This window comes from Nisaea denitrificans DSM 18348 (assembly GCF_000426505.1).
Lineage (GTDB): Bacteria > Pseudomonadota > Alphaproteobacteria > Thalassobaculales > Thalassobaculaceae > Nisaea > Nisaea denitrificans.
The window spans coordinates 1-20,250 of record NZ_AUFM01000003.1; the positions used below are offsets into that span (position 1 = coordinate 1).

A 20,250-nucleotide genomic window follows, 5' to 3' on the forward strand; every position below is an offset into this window, starting at 1 on the left:
CTCACCGTCACAGGCAAGCTCGACCGCAAAGCCCTGCCCGTGCCGGACATGGTTGAGCGGAGCGGGTCCGCTGTGCCCGTGACGCCGGGCGAGGAGCTGCTCGCCGGCCTCTGGGCGGATGTGCTGAAGACAGGCGCCATCGGGCGGTCGGAGAACTTCTTCGATCTCGGCGGTCATTCCCTGCTGGCGACACAGCTGCTCTCCCGCATCCGCGCCGCCTTCGGCACAGACATCGCTCTCCGCCTGCTGTTCGAGCACCCGGCACTCTCCAACCAGGCCGCCGCCATCGAGCGCGAGCGACGCGGCACGCCACCGCCGCCGATTGTTCGGCGCGAGGACCGCGACACGCTCCCCCTCTCCTTCGCGCAACAACGCCTCTGGTTCCTCGCCGAGTTGGAGCCGGACAACCCGTTCTACAACACACCACTCGCGCTACGCCTCAAGGGCCGGCTCGACAGGACCGCGCTGCAACAGGCATTCGACCAACTGGTCGCGCGCCATGAGGTGCTGCGTACCGCGTTCCGGAACGACTATGGGGAGCCAGTTCAGGTCATCCTCGACCATCTCGACGTGCCCTTGCAGGAAATCGACCTTACCGGAACGCCGGTGGATGCACGCGAGACCGCGATGCTGGCAGAGGCGGAAAGGGCCGCACGCGCGCCATTCACCGATCTCGGTGCGCCTCCCCTGTTGCGCGCGGAACTCGTCATCCTGGGACCGCAAGAGCATGTCCTGCTCCTGACCGTGCATCACATAATCATCGACGGCTGGTCGCTGAACGTCCTGACCCGCGAACTCGCCCATGCCTACAAAGCGCATTTGCAAGGCGTGCCGGAGACCCTTCCGCCATTACCGGTCCAGTATGCGGACTTCGCTGCCTGGCAACGCGACTGGCTCACCGGGGATGTGCTGGAGAAGCAGCTTTCCTATTGGCGCGGCCAGCTTGCCGATGCACCGCCGATGCTCTCCCTGCCGACAGACCGGCCACGCCCGGCCGTGCAGAGCTTCCAGGGGGCGAGCCTTCGTTTCACCATCGACGCGGAGACGCGCGACAGGCTGAAAGAGTTGAGCCGGACGCATAACGTCACCCTGTTCATGACCTTGCTGGCCGGCTTCGCCACGCTGCTGTACCGCTATAGCGGCCAGGACGACATCGTCATCGGCTCCCCCATCGCCAACCGCACCAGAGCCGAGAGCGAGGAGCTGGTCGGCTTCTTCGTCAATACCCTCGTCATGCGCAGCACTGTCTCAAGGGATCTCTCCTTCGAGGCTGTTCTCTCTGACATCCGCGAGACGGCGCTGGACGCCTATGCCCATCAGGATCTCCCCTTCGAGCATCTGGTCGATGAGCTGCAGCCGGATCGCGACCTCAGCCGCAATCCGGTCTTCCAGGTCATGATGGCGCTGCAGAACATGCCGCTTGAGCAGAGCGAGGTGGAAGGCCTGCAATTAAGCCCCGTCCATATCGATCGGCGTGCCGCCCTGTTCGATCTGGTGCTGGATTTCTGGGACATGGATGACGGACTGCAGGGCGTCATCGAATACAACCGCGACCTCTTCGACCATGACACGGTCGAGCGCATGGTCGGTCACCTCACGGTGCTGTTGCGGGCGATCGCCGAGGCACCGGAGACGAAGGTCGACGCGCTGCCCTTGATGGAGATGGACGAACGGACGGCGGTATTGGCCCTGTCGAACGGGCCGGACATTGCGCATCCCGTCGCGCAGAGTTTCGCCGAAGCGTTCGAGCACCAGGTCTCCGCCTCGCCGGAGCGCGTGGCGGCCGAGGCGCACGGAATCCGCCTCGATTATGCGGAGCTGAACCGGCGCGCGAACAGGCTCGCAAATCTTCTGATCGCACTGGATATCGCGCCGGGTGACCCGGTCGCCATTCTGGTACCGCGCGGCCTCGACTATCTCGCGAGTGTGCTCGGAATCATCAAGGCGGGAGGAATGTTCCTGCCGCTCGACACGGCCTATCCGGGGGCTCGGCTGCGTCACATGCTGGAAGACAGCACCGCCGCCATACTTGTGGCAGACGGGGACAGTCTCGCGACACTTGCGGAAGATGGCCTGCCGGAGACTGTCGGCGATGTGATTCTCGTCAGTGGCAATACGACACTGGGGGACAGCCCTGTCGGGATCCGGGTGCATATGGCGAGCGCACTCTCCGCACAAACGGACGAAAACCCATCTGTCACCAGCGGCCCCCGCGATCCGCTCTACCTGCTTTATACATCGGGCTCGACGGGGCGGCCGAAAGGCGCGCTGGTGCGTCACGAAGGAGCCCTGAACCACATCTTCGCCGAGTTTCGCCTGCTCGATTTCGGCGCCGATGGGGCCATCCTGCAAAGCGCGCCCGCATCCTCTGATATCTCGGTCTGGCAATGCCTGGGGCCGCTCTTGGTCGGCGGCCGTGTTGTCTTCGCGGATTTCGAGACAGTTGCCTCTCCGCGCGCTCTGCTCTCCCTGATAAGGGAAAGCCACGTCAGCCTGATCGAGCTGGTGCCCGTGGTTCTCGAAAGCCTGATGAACGAGGCGGACGGCCTGCCGGACGACCGCAGAGCGATGCCCGATCTGAGCGCGGCGATGGTTACGGGAGAGGCCGTCTCGGTTGCTCTTGTAAATCGCTGGCTGTCGATCTGGCCGGATATCCCGCTAATCAATGCCTACGGCCCAACAGAAGCCGCAGACGATGTGTGCCAGAGCGTGATCGACGTACCGCTTCCGGCTGAACAGGTCACGGTTCCGATCGGCATGCCCGTCGACAATATCTCCGTGCTTGTCCTGGGAGAGTCACTCGAGCTGCAGCCGATTGGCGTGCCCGGCGAGATCTGTGTCAGCGGCATCGGTGTCGGGGACGGATACTGGCGCCGTCCGGAGCTGACCGCCGAGGCGTTCGTTGCCAATCCCCACACTGATGAGACCTTCGGTAGCACACTCTATCGCACCGGCGATCTCGGGCGCTGGCGGCCTGACGGCAATCTCGAATATCTAGGCCGTATTGACGGGCAGGTGAAAATCCGGGGCTTCCGGGTCGAGCTGGGCGAGATCGAAGCGGCCATCGCCCGCAACCATGAGATCCGCGAAGTTCTGGTTCAGGACTATCAGGATCCCCGGGGTGAGCGCCGCCTCGCCGCCTATCTGCAAGTCCGGATGCCCAGCGCCGAGGCGTCGGAGCTGGTGCAGGATCAGGTCGCGCTCTGGAAGGAGTTGCACGAGGCCAGCTACGCGGACGAAAGCGTCGCCGAAGAGGATGCCACCTTCAACACGATCGGGTGGGACAGCACCTTCACGGGCGAGCCGCTTTCGGCGGAAGAAATGCGGGAATGCGTGGATAACGCAATTTCGCGGATCCTGGAGGTTGCCCCGAAGCACCTGCTGGAAATTGGCTGCGGCACCGGCCTGCTGCTCTACCGCCTCGTGCCGGAATGCGAGAGCTATCTCGGCACGGACCTTTCGGCGGTCGCCATCGAGCAGCTGCGGGTGCGGCAAAACCGACTCCCGGTCGAGGGACTGAGCCGGGCCGAGCTACGGGCGCAGACTGCCGATGATTTCCAGGGGATCGCACCGGGCAGCTTCGATACTCTCGTGCTGAATTCGGTGATCCAGTACTTCCCGAACCACGACTATCTGCTGACCGTTCTCCGCGAAGCCGTCGAGCGGTGCGCCGATGGCGGTGCGATCTTCGTCGGGGACGTTCGGAGTCTGCCGCTTCTGCGCGGCTATCACAGCGCGGTGCAATGCTTCAAGGCAGAGCCCGACCTCACCAGTGCCGACCTTTCGGAGCGGATCGAGGATCATCTGGCGCGCGAGCAGGAGCTTGCCGTCGCGCCCGCCCTCTTCGAATTGCTCGGCCAAATATTACCGCGTGTCGCGGGTGTGGAAATCCGGCCGAAACGCGGCGCGGTCCATAACGAGATGACCTGCTTCCGCTATGACGTGGTGATCCGCGTCGGAACGAAGGAAGACGCTCCTCCCCCAATCGACTGGGAGGACTGGCGGACCGATTGTCCCGGCCTGGACGCGATCCAGAACCGGCTTGAGACGAAGGACGGTCTCCTCGCGCTTCGCAACATTCCCAACGCGCGGCTCGACGGGATGCGCTCTCTGCTCGATTGGCTCGACGAGGCGGAGCCGGCCGATACGGTCGAAGCGGCACGGAAACGGATGCAGGCGGCCGCGGGACAGGGGCTCGACCCCGAAGTTCTCTGGCGACTGCAGGAGACACTGCCGGTAACGGTCGAGATCTTCTGGGAGCCCGAAAGCGACTGCGGCGAGCTCGCAGTGCTGGTCCGGCCGAAGGGCCACGCCCCAATCGCCGGCGCTTGGTCCAGTCTGATGGAGAAGACGGAGACTCTGTCTTCACTGCCGTCGGACGATGCCTTTGCCGGACTGACCAACAACCCACTGAGCGAAAGCTTTACCCGTCACCTGCTGCCCCGGCTACGCCAGGAACTGAAAGGCAGTCTGCCGGAGCATATGATCCCGTCCGGCTTTGTCGTGATGGATCGCTTCCCGCTGATGCCGAACGGCAAGGTCGACCGGCAGGCACTTCCGGCACCGCGGGTGCAAACGCTTGCTTCAGGCACGGGATCCGCGCCCGCCACACCGACCGAAACCGCCATGCAGGAAATCTGGGCGGAAGTGCTCGGCATCGCACCGCCGGGCACGGAGGAGAATTTCTTCGAGCTGGGTGGACACAGCCTCAAGGCGACACAGGTGCTCAGCCGTCTGCAGGACCGTCTCCGGAAGGAGCTGACCCTGCGCGATATCTTCAATAACCCGACCATCACGGCCCTGTCGGAGCTGCTCGACCAGCAGGAGGATGCCGACGCCGCCCCGATCTCCAAATTGCCCGATGCGGAGGATTATCCTGTCTCCTATGCGCAGCAACGGCTCTGGTTCCTCTCCCAGATGGACGGGGGCGAGGCCTATCACATGGTCGACAGCCTCCGGGTCCGGGGACCGCTCGATGTGGAGAGCCTGCGGTCCGCCTTCGGCTCCGTCATCGCGCGCCACGAGAGTCTCAGAACCGCGTTCATTGAACGTGACGGCACTTTGCGCCAGCGGATCGAGGCTCCGGGCGAGCCACCCGTCGAGCTTACCGACCTGAGCGACGCGCCCGACCCGCTCGAAGCGGCACGGGAACGCGCCTTTACCGACGCGGGCCGGGGGTTTGACCTGACGCGGGCACCGCTCATTCGGCTGCATCTTCTCCAGCTCGGCGCGGACGATCATGTGCTGCTGTTCAACATGCATCACATCGTCTCGGACGGCTGGAGCATGGACGTGCTGGTCCGAGAGGTCGTTGCGCTCTACAGGGCTGAAACCGAAGGCCGCAACGCAAGCCTGGCGCCACTCCCGATCCAGCACCGCGACTATGTCGCCTGGCAGTCCGGGCGCCTTGCCAAGCGGACCGAGGAGCATCGCGATTTCTGGCGCGACCAGTTGGGTGACCTGCCTCCGCCCCTGGATCTGCCGACCGATTTCCCGCGCCCACCGGTCAAAACCTATAACGGCGGGAAACTCCGGCAAACACTCGACGCGGGCACGCTGGACGCTCTGAACGGCCTCGCCAGAGCACACGGCACGAGCCTCTTCATGGTGTTGACAGCGCTGGTGAAGATCTTCCTGCACCGGATCAGCGGCGCGGACGATATCAGCATCGGCGTGCCAGCCGCCGGGCGCGGCCATGTCGACCTGGAGCATCAGATCGGCTTCTTCGTCAACACCCTGGTCCTGCGCGACCGGATGAGCGGGGCGGAAAGCTTCTCTGACATTCTCGACCGGGTGCGGCGGACTTCCATCGCGGCCTATGCCCATGAGGATTATCCGTTCGACGAGATCGTGCGCGACCTCAATGTGCCGCGCGATCCCAGCCGCAATCCGCTGTTCGACGTGATGGTCGCGTTCCAGAACACGGAGAATGTCGCCTTCGATCTTCCCGGCTTGGATGTCTCCTCCCTCTCGCTCGATTACGGCACGACCCAGTTCGACCAGCTCTGGAGCTTCGCGGAGACAGATACAGGGTTGCAGGTGGAACTCCGCTTCAACCGCGATCTGTTCGAGGAAGCCAGCATCGCGCGTCAGCTCACCTGTTGGATGACGCTCGTGGAAAGCGCCCTCGAAACCCCGCGCGATTCCATCGGGCGCCTTCCGCTTCTTACCCGCGACGCGCGGTCGACGCTACTCACCAGAGCCGCTCCCGATGCGTCCATCGAGCCTGCTCACCAGAGCCTGACGGAATGGTTCGAGATCCAGGCTGCAGCCAGTCCTGAGGCCATCGCGGTCAGCGACGGCGAGACACGACTGAGCTATGCGGAACTGAATGCACGGGCGAACCGTCTGGCCCGCCGCCTTAGCACGTTGATCAACATACCCGACGGCGGCGCAGCACCACTGATCGGACTCTGTCTGCCGCGCAGCCCGGAGCTGATCGTCGGGATGCTCGCCATCCTGAAGGCCGGCGGGGCCTATCTGCCGCTGGACCCGAACGCCCCGGCGGCGCGTCTCGACTTCATCCTGAAAGACGCGCAGGCGCCGGTCCTTGTCACGTGCCATGAGTTCGCATCGCTCGCCGAGGAGGGGAACTGCACACTCTGCCTGCTGGACGAGGAAGCTGCTCGGGATGCGGAGGAAGACAGCAATCCGGACCTTCCGCAAAGCCCGGACCGTGCGGCCTATGTCATCTACACCTCGGGCAGTACCGGGCAACCAAAAGGCACCGTGATCACCCATGCCAATGCGATGCGTCTCTTCACCGCGACGGACCACTGGTTCGGCTTCGGTCCGGAAGATGTCTGGACCCTGTTCCATTCCTTCGCCTTCGACTTCTCGGTCTGGGAGAGCTGGGGCGCGCTTCTGCATGGCGGCCGGCTGGTTATCGTTCCCTTCGATGTCAGCCGCGCGCCCGACCGCTTCCTTGAGCTGCTGGAACGGGAACGGGTCACAGTTCTGAACCAGACCCCTTCGGCCTTCCGGCAATTGCTGCTGGCCGATCCGGAGCAGACCACTCCGCTTGGCCTGCGCTATGTGATCTTCGGCGGCGAGGCCCTCGATCCGACGATGCTGCGGCCCTGGTTCGAACGACGCGGCGACAGCTCTCCGCAACTCGTGAACATGTTCGGCATTACCGAGACGACAGTTCACGTCACCTATCGGCCGCTTTCCGCCTCCGACGCGGAAAGACCGGCCAGCCTGATCGGCGAGCCGATCCCCGATTTGCAGCTCTATGTTCTGAATGACGTTCTGGAACCCGTGCCGGACGGAATTCCGGGCGAGCTGCTTGTCGGCGGCGCCGGCCTTGCCGTCGGCTATCTGGACCGCCCTGACCTGACGGCCGAGCGCTTCATCGAGAACCCCTTCCGGCCGGGCGAACGGCTCTACCGGACCGGCGACAAGGTGCGGCGGCGCAATGATGTCGAGCTCGAATATCTCGGCCGTCTCGACAGCCAGGTGAAGATACGCGGCTTCCGTATTGAACTTGGCGAGATCTCCGCCTGTCTCAATCAGCATGAGAGCATCCGCGAGGCTGCCATCATCATCCATGAACGGGACGGTGAAAGATCCCTCGTCGGCTATTACGTGCCGCACAAGGCGTCCCTCTCCACCGAGGACCTACGCCGTCATCTGCAGGCACAGCTTCCCGCCTACATGGTTCCGTCCCGCTTCATCGCGCTTGAGCATTTGCCGTTGACGATCAACGGCAAGCTTGACCACCGCGCCTTACCCGATCCGGCGACGATCTCGACAGACCAAGCCGGACGGGCACCGGGAACAGAGCTGGAAGAACAAGTCCTCTCCATCTGGCGCGAGTTGCTCGGCCATCCGGGGCTCGGTGTCGAACAGAACGTGTTCGAGCACGGCGCGCATTCCGTGCTCGCCGTCCGGGCGCGCGCCCGCATTCAGGCCCTTCTGGGACGCGATTTGAACATCGTCCTGCTGTTCCAGCACCCGACACCGGCCGCCCTGGCGGCGGCTCTTGAAGCTTCGGCAGAGAGCTCCGGCGGAGCAAAGGCCGCCAGCGACGGCACCGACCGGGCGGCAAAACGGCGCGGGGCCGCGCGCGGACGAAAAGCATCGCGAACACGTGGCAAACAACAAGGAGCGAGACCCTGATGACGGCAGAAAACACAGTTCCGGAGCGGGACCTGATCGCGATCGTCGGCATGGCCGGGCGTTTTCCGCAGGCGGACGGGGTGGAAGCCCTCTGGCAGCTCCTGCGCGAAGGGCGCGAGGGACTGACACGTTTCGATCCGGATACCCTGCGCGCCGCGGGTGTTCATGAAGAGCTTTCCGCTCAACCCGGTTATGTTCCGGTGAATGGTGCGCTCCCCGACATCGAGATGTTCGACTCAGCCTTCTTCCAGATGCCTCCGAGCGAGGCCCGGATCACCGACCCGCAACACCGGGTCATGCTGGAATTGGCCTGGAACGCGCTGGAAAACAGCGGCCACGATCCGGAGCGCTATGACGGCAGCATCGGAGTCTATGTCGGCTGCGGGCCTAGCAGCTATTTGCTCAACAACCTCTATCCCAATCGAGCCGCACTCGCCGGGAGCGGCGAGTTACCGATCCAGATCGGCAACAACAAGGATTATCTGGCAACCCGGATTTCCTACAAGCTGAACCTTACGGGCCCCAGCGTCTGCATCACCACCGCCTGCTCGACATCGCTCGTGGCCGTGCATTTCGCCGCCCAGTCCCTGCTCGGCTTCGAGTGCGACATGGCACTGGCGGGCGGGGCGTCGATCCAGGTTCCGCAGCAAACGGGGTATCTCCACCAGGAGGGCGGTATCCTCTCCCCGGACGGCCATTGCCGCGCTTTCGATGCCGACGCCAAGGGGACTGTTGGCGGCAATGGGGCGGCCATCGTTGTTCTCAAGCGGCTGGCCGACGCTGTGGCCGACGGCGACCGCATCCACGCAATCATCCGGGGCTCTGCCGTCAACAATGACGGCGCTCACAAGGCCGGATACACCGCGCCCAGCGTCGACGGTCAGGCAAGGGTCATAGCCGAAGCGCAGGAGGTCGGAGAGGTCGACCCCGCGAGCGTCGGCTATATCGAAGCCCACGGCACCGGCACCCCGCTCGGCGACCCGATCGAGATCGCGGCGCTCAACCAGGTTTTCGGCGCCAGCGATATGGAACGCCATCTGGGCTCGGTGAAAACCAATCTCGGCCATCTGGATGAAGCGGCCGGCATCACAGGCCTGATCAAGACCACGATGGCCCTCCAGCATCGCGAAATTCCGCCGAGCCTGCACTTCCAGCGTCCGAACCCGGAAATCGACTTACCCGCTTCCGGCTTTACAGTGAATGACACCGTCCGTCCTTGGTCGGCATCGGCTGATGGCACACCACGGCGGGCTGGCGTCAGTTCATTCGGGATCGGCGGCACCAACGCCCATGTGGTTCTCGAGGAAGCGCCGGCAAGAGAAACCTGCCCTGACGCGCGGCCGCTCCAGCTCTTGCCGGTCAGTGCGCGGAGTGAACAGGCTCTTGCCGAACGCATTCAGGGATTGGCGTCCTGGCTGGAAACCCATCCGGAAGAGCCCCTTGGCGATACCGCCTTCACGCTGCAACGCGGACGCCGGGCATTCAGCCACCGCGCCACCGTTATCGCCGGGGACAGTGCAGAAGCGCGCGAGGCGTTGCGTCGGACCGATGCCACCGCCTCCTCCGTCACGTCGGAGAATGCACCGCCCATCGTGTTCCTGTGCAGCGGACAGGGGAGCCAGTATCCGGGGATGACTCGGGCCCTCTACCAGGACGAGCCGGTTTTCCGCGCCGCCCTTGATGAGTGCGCCGACGGCTTGAACCCCCATCTTGGACTTGATCTGCGCGGCCTGCTCTATCCCGAACCGGGGGTGGACGAGGAAGAGGCAGTGGACCGGCTACGTCAGACGGCCATCGCCCAGCCCGCCCTCTTCAGCGTCGAATACGCAATGGCTGCTCTCTGGCGCCATTGGGGCGTGGAGCCGACGGCGCTGATCGGGCATAGCCTCGGTGAATATGTCGCCGCCTGCCTTTCCGGTGTGATGGATCTTGATACCGCGCTGGCGCTGGTCGCCGCGCGCGGCCGCCTGATGCAGTCCGCGCCATCCGGCGCCATGTTGGCTGTCGCACTGTCCCCCCGGGAGCTGGATGAATTCCTCGGCGATGGGCTCGAGATTGCCGCCATCAATGCGCCCAACCGCTGCGTAGTGAGCGGCACCAGCGACGCGATCGACACGCTCTCCGAACGGCTAGAAGAAACGGGTCATCAGGCGCAAAGACTGTCTGTCTCCCACGCTTTCCATTCTGCCCTGATGGAGCCGATCCTGGAGGATTTCGCGCGCGAGATCGGACGCCACACGCTGAACGCGCCCTCAATCCCATACGTGTCCAATGTTACCGGGACCTGGATCACCGCCGAAGAAGCGCGTGATCCAGCCGCATACCAGCGCCATCTGCGCGCGCCTGTCGCCTTTTCCGCCGGGATCGAATGCGTTCTGAAAGACTATCCCGACGCCGTGTTCCTGGAGATCGGGCCGGGCCGGGCTCTGGCCAGTATGGCCAGCCGCATCGCGGGACCAAAAACACGCGCGCTCTCTTCCCTGCCTTCTGCCGGAAGCGGGACCGAAGACCATCGTGTCCTGCTTGCAAGTCTCGGCGCGCTCTGGTGCGCGGGGACCGATGTCAATTGGGACAATATCTCCGAGCCGGAACGCGGCCGGGTACCGCTGCCCGGCTACCCGTTCGAACGTGCGCGCCACTGGGTCGATGCGGGAGCCACCGCCGAAATCGCCGCGCCGGAGCCGGAGACCGGAAAACGCGCAGATGTCGCCACATGGTTCTACACCCCCACCTGGAAACGTCTTCCCTGGGGTGACGGGGGACACGCCGTCACCGAGGACAAATCTCCCTGGCTCCTGCTGGGCGATGGTGACGGGCTCGGTCTTGCACTTGCCGAGCGCCTGCGAGCGCGGGGCGAGCATGTCGTCACGGTCCGTAGAGGCCCCGGTTTTTTCAGCCTCACAGCAGACTCCTTTCTGGTGCGCCCGACAGCGCATCAGGATTTCACCGCAATGCTGGACGCACTCTCCCGCGATGGAAAGACGCCTGCCCGCATCGTGCACCTATGGTCTCTCGTGCCCGACGATCCGGATCAGGACGGCTTCGTTTTCCAGAGCCTGATTGCAACGGCCAAGGCACTTTCGGAGCACGACACCGGACAGCAGGCGGAAATCACACTCGTCTGCCGCGGCGTGGAAGATGTGTATGGCGAGGAAGAACTTTCTCCACACGCCGCCGCCGCGATGGGCCCGGCCATGGTGATTCCCCAGGAATTCCCGAGCCTGTCCTGCCGTAGCGTCGACATCGTCGATCCGGGCGAGGATAAGGACGCACGGCGCACATGTATCGACGCGCTGATCCGCCTGCTGACCAACCCCAGCGCGGAGAAACGCATCGCCTTACGGGGCCGATACAAATGGGGGCAAGTATTCGAGCCCGCCTCCCCGACCGCACCTGAAGAAAGCCTGCCGATCCGGCTCCGTAATCAGGGCGTCTATCTCATCACAGGCGGCCTTGGCCGGATTGGCCTGTTGCTGGCAGCCTATCTCGCAGAGCGTGCGGACGCCCGGCTCGTGCTGATCGGCCGCTCCACCCCGACAGACACACAATCCGGGCATATCGCCGCGATCGAACGGAGCGGCGGGCGCGTGCTCGCCTTCCCTGCCGATGTCGGCAATCCTGAAGAGATGCGCTGCGCAAAGGCCAGAGCCGAAGCCGCGTTCGGCCGGATCGACGGGGTCATCCACGCAGCAGCCCTGCCCGCTTCCGAAAGCTATCGCGAAATCGCTGCACTCACCGCCGCCGAGCGGGCACGGGAGTTCCACGCCAAGGTCGACGGGTTGGCTGTTCTCGAAGAGATCTTCGAAGAAACGCCCCCAGATTTCTTCATGCTGTTCTCCTCCCTCTCTGCCGTGCTGGGCGGACTCGGTTTCGCTGCTTACGCGGCAGCCAACAGCATCCTCGATGCCACCGCCCGGGACCGTCAGCGCGCAGGCAACGCGGACTGGATCAGCGTCAATTGGGACGGATGGGATTTCGAGACGACACGCACCAGCGGCTCCGCACTCGAAAGCCGGCTGCGTGAGGCATCCATCACGGCAGAGGAAGGAACACGCGCGTTCGACCTGCTGTTCAACAGCGCCTCGACCGGCCAGATCGCAGTCTCAACCAGCGACCTTTTGGCCCGGCTCGCGCGTCAGCAAGTCCAGCATCGTCCCGAGGCGAGCGAAAAAGCCGCCTCTTCTTCCGATAACGAGAGTGCGGAATGCGGGACGGAGACAATCATGACGTCAATCTGGTGTGCGGTTCTCGGTCTCGAAAAAATCGGCCCGAATGACGATTTCTTTGCCCTGAACGGGGATTCCCTGCTCGGCACACAGTTGATGGCGCAGATCAACCGGCGCTTCGGCAGCCGGCTCCAGATTAAAACCCTTTTCGAAAGCCCAACCGTGGCAGGGCTCAGCGCCTTGATCGAGCAAGATCAGGGGGCGGAAGACAGCACGGAAGAGACGGAGAGCATCACCCCCGCCGAGACCGCCGCAGACTATCCCCTGACCCATGGCCAGAAACGGCTCTGGATATTGTCGCAATCCCGCGAAGCCTCGGTCGCTTACAACATGGCCTATAATATGCGCCTTGGCGGACCGCTGGATACAGAGGCGCTACGTGGCGCATTCGCCTACATCATTGACCGGCACGAAAGTCTCCGCTCGGCCTTCGCGACGCGCGAGGGCGAGCCGCGCCAGAGCGTGCGAGCCGGGCTGCCCTTCATGCTACCTGTCCGCGATCTTTCGGGTACGCGGGATCCCGTCGAAGCGGCGCGCGATGCCGCCAAAGCGGAAGCCAGGCGGCTCTTTGATCTGACCCAGCCGCCGCTTCTGCGCGCCGAGCTGCTCCGATTGTCGGACGAGGATCACGTGTTGCTGGTCAGCCTGCATCACATCGTCTGCGACGGCCTGAGCCTGAATGTTCTGATGCGCGAGTTGCACGAGGCTTACAGCGCGCTGCGCGACGACACCAAACCGGCGCATCCGCCGCTGACGCTGCAGTACCGGGATTTCGCGGCCTGGCAGAACAGGCAGATCGAAAGCGAGGCCATGACACAGCACCAAGCCTATTGGCTGGACAAGCTTCAGGGCGAGATACCGGCCCTGAACCTCGGCGACCGAAGCCCTGCCAGCCGGAGTACCAGCTTCGACGGCGGGCAGGTCTTCGTCACTCTGGCGCGGACGGACCAGCAGCTTCTGGAGGATCTTTGCCGCGAGCAACAGGTCACGCTTTTCATGGTGCTGACGGCAGCCTTCAAGGTCTTGCTTCACCAGGCCAGCGGCCAGGAAGATATCGTCATCGGTACCCCTGTTGCGGGCCGCGAGGTGGCGGAGCTCGACGGCCAGATCGGGCTTTATCTCAACAATCTGGTTCTGCGGGACCGCGTCACCCGGCGCGAGAGCTTCAAGGATCTGCTGCGTCAGGTGCGTACCACCGTGGCCGAAGCTTTCGCACATCAGTCCTACCCTTACGACCGGCTGGTCGAGGACCTCTCCTCCCCCGGCACAGAACGGCGCACACCACTGTTCGACGCCATGCTCAATCTGATGCCGAGCCAGGACCTGAACCTGCAGCTTGGCGATCTGAAGCTTGAGAGCTTCATGGCCGAGAATGAAACAACGCTGTTCGATCTGAACGTCATGGTCAACGACGCTCCCTCCGGCCTCGCCATGGAGTTCGCCTTCAACACCGAACGCCATGATGCCGCAGCAATACAGGCGCTTGCCGACGGTTATCTGATCCTGCTCCGGAGCCTGGCGGCGGACCCGGAGCAAAGCGTCCGCGCCCTCTGTGCACGGCTCGGTAGGCGGACCGGAGAAGCCGCCTCCGAGGCAGCCACCGAGAAAGCGGCCTTCCTCTCCGGCGCGCTCAATCTCGACGAGGTGTTCTAGGGATGTGCGGTTTTGTTGGATGTTATAACCCGGGCGCGCCCGGCGATTTCGACATGGCGCTTCTCCGGCGCATGACCGGTACCGTGGCGCACCGGGGGCCTGACAGTGAGTCCGTCACCATCGAGCCCGGTCTCGCGCTTGGCTTTCGCCGGCTGGCGATCATCGATCTGGAGGGTGGCGAGCAACCGGTCCGGAACGAGGACGACGCGATCACCGTTGTCTGCAACGGCGAGATCTACAATCACCGGGAGCTGCGCGACGACCTGATCCAGCGCGGCCACGGCTTCCGCGCCCGGGTCGATGTGGAAGTGCTACCGCATCTCTATGAAGAGTTCGGCCCGTCCTTCGTCTCGCGGCTGAACGGCCAATTCGCTTTTGCGCTGCATGACCGGACGCGCGGCCGGCTGCTGCTTGGCCGGGATCAGGCCGGGATTGCGCCGCTCTTCTACGTCTTCCGCGACGGAATGCTGCTCTTCGCCTCCGAGATCAAGGCTCTCCTGGAACATCCGATGGTCAGCCGCAAGGTCGATCTGACAGGCCTTGACCAGGTGCTGACCTTCCCCGGCCCGGTGAGCCCGAACAGCCTTTTCGCCGACGTCCGCAGTCTGCCGCCCGGCCACCTGCTGACGCTGGAAGACGGCAAGGTGAACTCCGAGCCCTATTGGGATCTCGACTACCCGCTGGCAATGGATCTCGATCCGGCGGCCAAGCCCGATTACGACGATCTGGATCAGCGGCTGCGGAGATCGGTTTCCCGGCGCCTTCAGGCCGATGTCGATGTCGGTTTTTATCTGAGTGGGGGCCTCGATTCCTCGCTGATCGCCGCCCTGATCTGCGAGCACGATCATGCAAACAACCTGAACCGGGCACGTCATGCCTTCTCCATTGGCTTTACCGACCGGCTGATCGACGAGCGAGAGCCGCAAGATCTGGTCGCCCGTCAGGTCGGTGCGCGGCACCACACCGAGATCTTCGACAGCGAGGCAATCCGGACCCGTCTGCGCCAGGCTGTCTGGCACGCCGAGGCGCCGCTCAAGGAATCCTACAACACCTGCTCTCTCGCCCTCTCCAATCTGGTGCGCAACAACGCCCTCAAGGTCGTCCTGACGGGCGAAGGCGCGGATGAACTGTTCGGCGGTTATGTCGGCTACCGTCTCGACCGGCAGCGCCGTGCAGGCGCGGATGATTTCGGCCTCGAGGCACAAAGCGCCCGCGAAACCCAGGAACGGCTCTGGGGCGACCCCGACTTCTTTTACGAGCGCGACTACGGGGCCTTCGCGGAGATCAAGATTGCGCTCTACGCGCCCGAAATCACCGCCGATCTTGCCTCCTTCGATTGCTGCCAAGGCGCACTGCTCGACCGCTCAAAGATGATCGGGCGACACCCGCTGCACCAGCGGTCCTATGCCGACTTCAAACTCCGCCTGGCCGACCATCTGCTCTCCGATCACGGCGACCGGGTGGCCTATGCCCATTCGGTCGAGGCCCGCTATCCGTTTCTCGATCCCGAGGTGATCGAGTGGGTGCGGACGGCACCGCCCGACTGCCTTGTCCAGGACATGACCGAGAAATACCCGCTGCGCCGTCTCGCCGCGCACCGCCTGCCGCCGGAAGTGACCAAGCGCGAGAAATTCGGCTTTGTCGCCCCCTCCAGCGCGTCGCTGCTGCAGGACGGCGCCGACTGGGTCGAGGATCTGCTGAGCCATAAACGGATCAAACGCGCCGGTTATTTCAACGCCGACACGGTTGAGCGTCTGAAGACCCGCTATCGGCAGCCCGGCTTCCGGCTGAACACAACCTTCGAGCCTGACCTTCTGATGATCGTCCTCTCCTTCGAACTCTTCCGGGAGTGCTTCGATGTCCCCCCTTTGTAAGCCCGCAAGGACCGTATCCATGAGTAAGTTGATCCCGCATCACGTTTTCGAGCAAACCGCCGCCACGAACGGCATCCGGACGGCGATAGAAGAACCGGGACGCACGATCACCTACGCGGCATTGAACGAGGCCGCAAATCGGGCCGCGCACGGACTGACGGAAAAGCACGCGCTGGGCCGGGGCGATGTCGTCGCCCTGTCGATGCCGGTCAGCGTCGACTATGTGATCGCCCTTCTCGCCGTGGCCAAGGCGGGCGGCGTCTTCCTGCCTCTGGACCCGGCGGCCCCGCCCCGGCGTCAGGCGCAGATGCTCTCCGTCGCAGATCCGGTGCTGGCAATCTCCGACCAGCCGGTCGAGCAACAACCCGACCTCAAGGTTTGCAGCCTTGAGGAGCTGTCACTCGACCGACCTGAGAACCCGGAACTCACGGCCGAGGGAGACGATGCAAGCTACATCATCTTCACGTCCGGCTCGACAGGCATACCGAAAGCGATCCTCGGCAGCCAGAAGGGTCTCAGCCATTTCCTGCATTGGGAGATCGGAGAATTTCAGCTCGGTGCGGAGAGCCGGATCAGCCAGCTCGCACCCGCCACTTTCGATGTCAGCCTGCGTGATATTCTCGCGCCGCTGCTGGCAGGCGGAACGCTCTGTATCCCGCCGCACGACGCCCGCACCGACAGTCGTTGCCTGCTTAGCTGGTTAGAGACCACAAAGGCCACGCTGGTCCATTGCGTGCCCTCGCTCTTCCGGCAGCTCATGACGGAACTAGCGGCGGGGTCCACACCTGAAGTGCACCTTCCCGATCTGCAGCATCTGCTTCTGGCGGGAGAACCGCTCTACGGCGCGGACGTCCAGCGCTGGCACGCGCTCATGGGGCAGCGCATCCAGCTCACCAATCTTTACGGCCCGTCCGAGACCACCCTCGCCAAGGCATTTCACCGGATCACGGAGACACCGGGAGAGCCCGGACGCATGGTCCCGGTCGGCACACCGCTCCCCAACAGCGCGCTGCTGGTCATCAAGGAAGGCGAGCTCTGCGATCCGGGAGAGATCGGCGAGATCTTCATCAAGACGCCCTTCATGAGCAAGGGATATCTCGGTGCGCCAGAACTGATGGCAGAGAGTTTCGTCCAGAATCCCCTGACACCGGACACGCCCGACATCATCTACCGAAGCGGGGATATCGGCCGCTATCTGGAGAACCATACGGTCGAGCTGCTCGGCCGAAAAGATCAGCAGGTCAAGATCAACGGCATCCGGATAGAGCTGGCGGAGGTGGAAGTCGCCATCCGGCAGCATGCCGGGATCGAAACCGCCGTCGTCGTCGCGCACCGCTCATCGGCGGCGGAGCCCGGGCTGACCGCCTATTTCATCGCCGGCACGCCTCTCACGGGAGCCGACATCCGCCGGCATCTGGCGGACTGGCTGCCCCCAACCATGCAGCCCGCGCACTATGTGCAGATGGACCAGTTCCCGCTGAACCTGCACGGAAAAATCGACCGCCGCGCCCTGCCTCTTCCCGCCGAGATGCTCTACCAGGATGCTCCCTTTATCGCTCCTGCGAACGAAACCGAGACCAGCTTGGCCGCACTCTGGGGCGAGGTGCTTGAGCTGGGGAAAGTCGGTGTGACGCACAGCTTCGTCGATCTCGGCGGCGACTCCCTAAAGGCAATCCGTGTGCTCTCGCGCGTCTACCAGACTTTCGGAGTCGAAGCGAAGCTTCAGGAGCTGTTTCCGGACGGCACGGTCCGCGGCCTCTCCCGGGCACTCGCCGCACGCGGCGCGCAGCGGGAGCACACTTGCCAGCAGTTGGACGAAGCGGGAGGCCTGGCATGACGACACCGGAACTTTTCCCGTTGAGTGATGCCGAAGTGGACGTGCTCGACGCCAGGGAGCCCGCTCCCGAAGCGTCTGGCTCCGCCACGCACATGCAAAAACCAGGCTACCCGGCATCCTTCGCACAGCAGCGGATATGGGTTCTCTCCCAGATGGACCGGTCAGCCGATGCCTATGTCATCACCCGCGCCCTCAGGTTGCGTGGCCCGGTGAATACGGCCGCCCTCTCGGCCACCCTCGACGGAATGATGGCGCAGCACGAAATACTGCGAACCCGCTTCACCATGCAGGACGGCGCCCTGCGTCAGGTTGTGGAGCCGCGCATGCCGCCGCCGCTGATGGAGAACGATCTCAGCAACGCCTACGACCCGGAAGCCGACAGCCTCAATCTCCTCCAAAGCGATGCGTCGATGCCTTTCGACCTTGCCCGGGCTCCGCTCTGGCGGGTGCGGCTCTGCAAACTCGGGGACGAGGATTGGGTGCTCACGCAGGTCATCCATCACATCATCGCCGATGCCTGGTCGCTCGAATTGCTGCAACAGGAACTCGCCCTGCGCTATCAGGCACACGCGGCAGGAGCGAAATCGGCCCTCCCGGCGCCAAAGCTCACTTACGGGGACTATGCGATCCGGCAACGATCGCCGGAAGCGCGCCAGACCATTGAGGCGGCCAAAACCTACTGGCTGGACAAACTGGCGGACCCGGCTCTTCTTGAACTTCCCTCGGACATACCCGGTGCCCGCAAGGTCCTGCATCGAGGAGCCAGCCGTCGATACGACTTCGATCCGCTCCATATCCACGGCCTGAAAACATTAGCCACTCGGCACGGCGCCTCCCTCTTCATGGCTCTGACCGCCTTGGTCAAGCTGCTGCTCTACCGCTACAGCCATCAACGCGACATCATTGTCGGCACACCGGTCGCCGGGCGCGACCGGGCGGAGCTGGAGACGATTGTCGGCCTGTTCATGAATGTCGTTGCCCTGCGAGATCAGATGGATCCCGCTGCCGGCTTTACAACATTGCTTGATCAGGTGACGCGCACCGCCTTTGAGGCCTTTGCCCATCAACAATACCCACTGGAAGAACTGATCGGCGAATTGGGTATCGAGCGCGATGCCACACGAGCGCCGCTCTTCGACGTTCTGATCGCGCTGCAAAATGTCCCCGCGGCGGAAGCGCAGGTAGCCAATCTCAAAGTCAGCCCGTTCGAGGCCGGGCCGGAGACGGCGAAATACGACCTCCTCTTTGAGTTCGCAGAGCATGGTGAGGGACTCGTCCTCAACCTCACCTACAGCACCAGCCTTTTAAGCAAGGCCGCCATAGAGCGTCTTTGCCGCCATCTCGAACGATTGCTGGAGAGCATGCTTGCGGCGCCCGAGGCGCCGGTCGGCAGTCTGCCGCTGCTGACCCGGGCCGAGCGGGACGAGATCGTGGGCTGGAGTGGTGGAGAGAGCCCCTATCCGCGTGACGCCGCACTGGCAGATCTCTTCGCGGAGATGGTGCAGGCGGCACCCGACGCGGTCGCCCTCCGTTTTGGTGAGACCGAGCTCAGTTATGCGGAACTCGACAACCGCTCGGGCAAGCTGGCGGCCTATATCGTAGAGCATTTCGATCCTGCGCCCGGCGCCGTCATCGGGCTCTGCCTGCCGCGCGGGGTCAATCTCATCGTCGCCATGCTCGCCACCCTGAAGACCGGCGGGGCCTATCTGCCGCTCGACCCGGATCTTCCGGCGGAGCGGCTCGGCTACATGCTTGAGGAGGCGCAGGTGACGCTGGTCCTCACCCATGAGGCGCTGGCGGGCGTGCTGCCCGAGGGCGGGCAGGCATCTCTGCTGCTGGATCGCGATGCGGACAAGATCGCTGCCTGTGACGCGGATGTTCCTTCCGCGCAAAGCGACGGCGCTAGCCTCGCCTATGTCATGTACACATCCGGCTCAACAGGACGCCCCAAGGGCGTCATGGTGCCCCAGCGCGCCGTCACCCGCCTCGTCCGCAACACCGACTATATCGACATCAAGCCCGGTGACCGGATCGCGCAGGCCGCGACACCCGTCTTCGATGCAGCAACCTTCGAGATCTGGGGCGCGCTCCTCAACGGCGCTGCCATCGAACTCCTGCAGCGCGACGACATCCTCGATCCCGATCGCTTCGCAATACTGCTGCGCGAAGGCAGGTTCAATACGATGTTCCTGACCGCCACCCTGTTCAACAGGATGGCCCAGATCGACCCGAGCCTCTTTGCAACACTCGACACCTTGCTGGTCGGTGGCGAAGCTCTCGATCCGCGTTGGATACGTGCCGTGCTTGAGGCCAAGCCGCCGAGGCGTCTTCTGAACGGATACGGGCCGACCGAATGCACCACATTCGCGGTCTGCCATCACATCTCGGAAGTTCCCGAGGACGCGACCTCGATCCCCATTGGCCATCCTATCGCCAACACCGTGGCGCATATCCTCGATCCGGACGGCAATCCCGTCCCGACGGGCATCGCGGGCGAGCTGCATCTCGGCGGCGACGGCCTGGCCGACGGGTACCTCGA

General features: G+C 63.9%; 5 protein-coding genes. All 5 read left to right on the forward strand.

Features of this window, described 5'->3' with window-relative positions; genetic code table 11:
• Nucleotides 1-72: 72 nt before the first annotated feature.
• A complete protein-coding gene (locus K328_RS0100660; protein ID WP_205620561.1) occupies nucleotides 73-8,121 on the forward strand; it encodes a non-ribosomal peptide synthetase in 8,049 nt (2,682 codons plus the stop codon).
• A complete protein-coding gene (locus K328_RS21920; RefSeq protein WP_051284232.1) occupies nucleotides 8,121-14,000 on the forward strand; it encodes a type I polyketide synthase in 5,880 nt (1,959 codons plus the stop codon). Before K328_RS0100660 ends, K328_RS21920 begins: the two co-directional genes overlap by 1 nt.
• Before the next feature lie 2 nt (nucleotides 14,001-14,002).
• Complete coding sequence (asnB, locus tag K328_RS0100670) at nucleotides 14,003-15,874, forward strand: asparagine synthase (glutamine-hydrolyzing) (RefSeq protein WP_028464328.1); 1,872 nt, start codon at nucleotides 14,003-14,005, stop codon at nucleotides 15,872-15,874.
• 19 nt (nucleotides 15,875-15,893) lie between these two features.
• A complete protein-coding gene (locus tag K328_RS0100675) occupies nucleotides 15,894-17,711 on the forward strand; it encodes a non-ribosomal peptide synthetase (RefSeq protein ID WP_028464329.1) in 1,818 nt (605 codons plus the stop codon).
• Nucleotides 17,708-20,250, forward strand: a 2,543-nt coding sequence (locus tag K328_RS21925; protein WP_051284234.1) for a non-ribosomal peptide synthetase, incomplete at its 3' end; no start/stop codon positions are given. The genes K328_RS0100675 and K328_RS21925, both read left to right, overlap by 4 nt.

Coding starts and splice junctions, on each gene's coding strand:
- K328_RS21920 (WP_051284232.1), top strand. CDS start 8,121: ATGACGGCAGAAAACACAGTTCCGGAGCGGGACCTGATCGCGATCGTC.
- asnB (WP_028464328.1), top strand. CDS start 14,003: ATGTGCGGTTTTGTTGGATGTTATAACCCGGGCGCGCCCGGCGATTTC.
- K328_RS0100675 (WP_028464329.1), top strand. CDS start 15,894: ATGAGTAAGTTGATCCCGCATCACGTTTTCGAGCAAACCGCCGCCACG.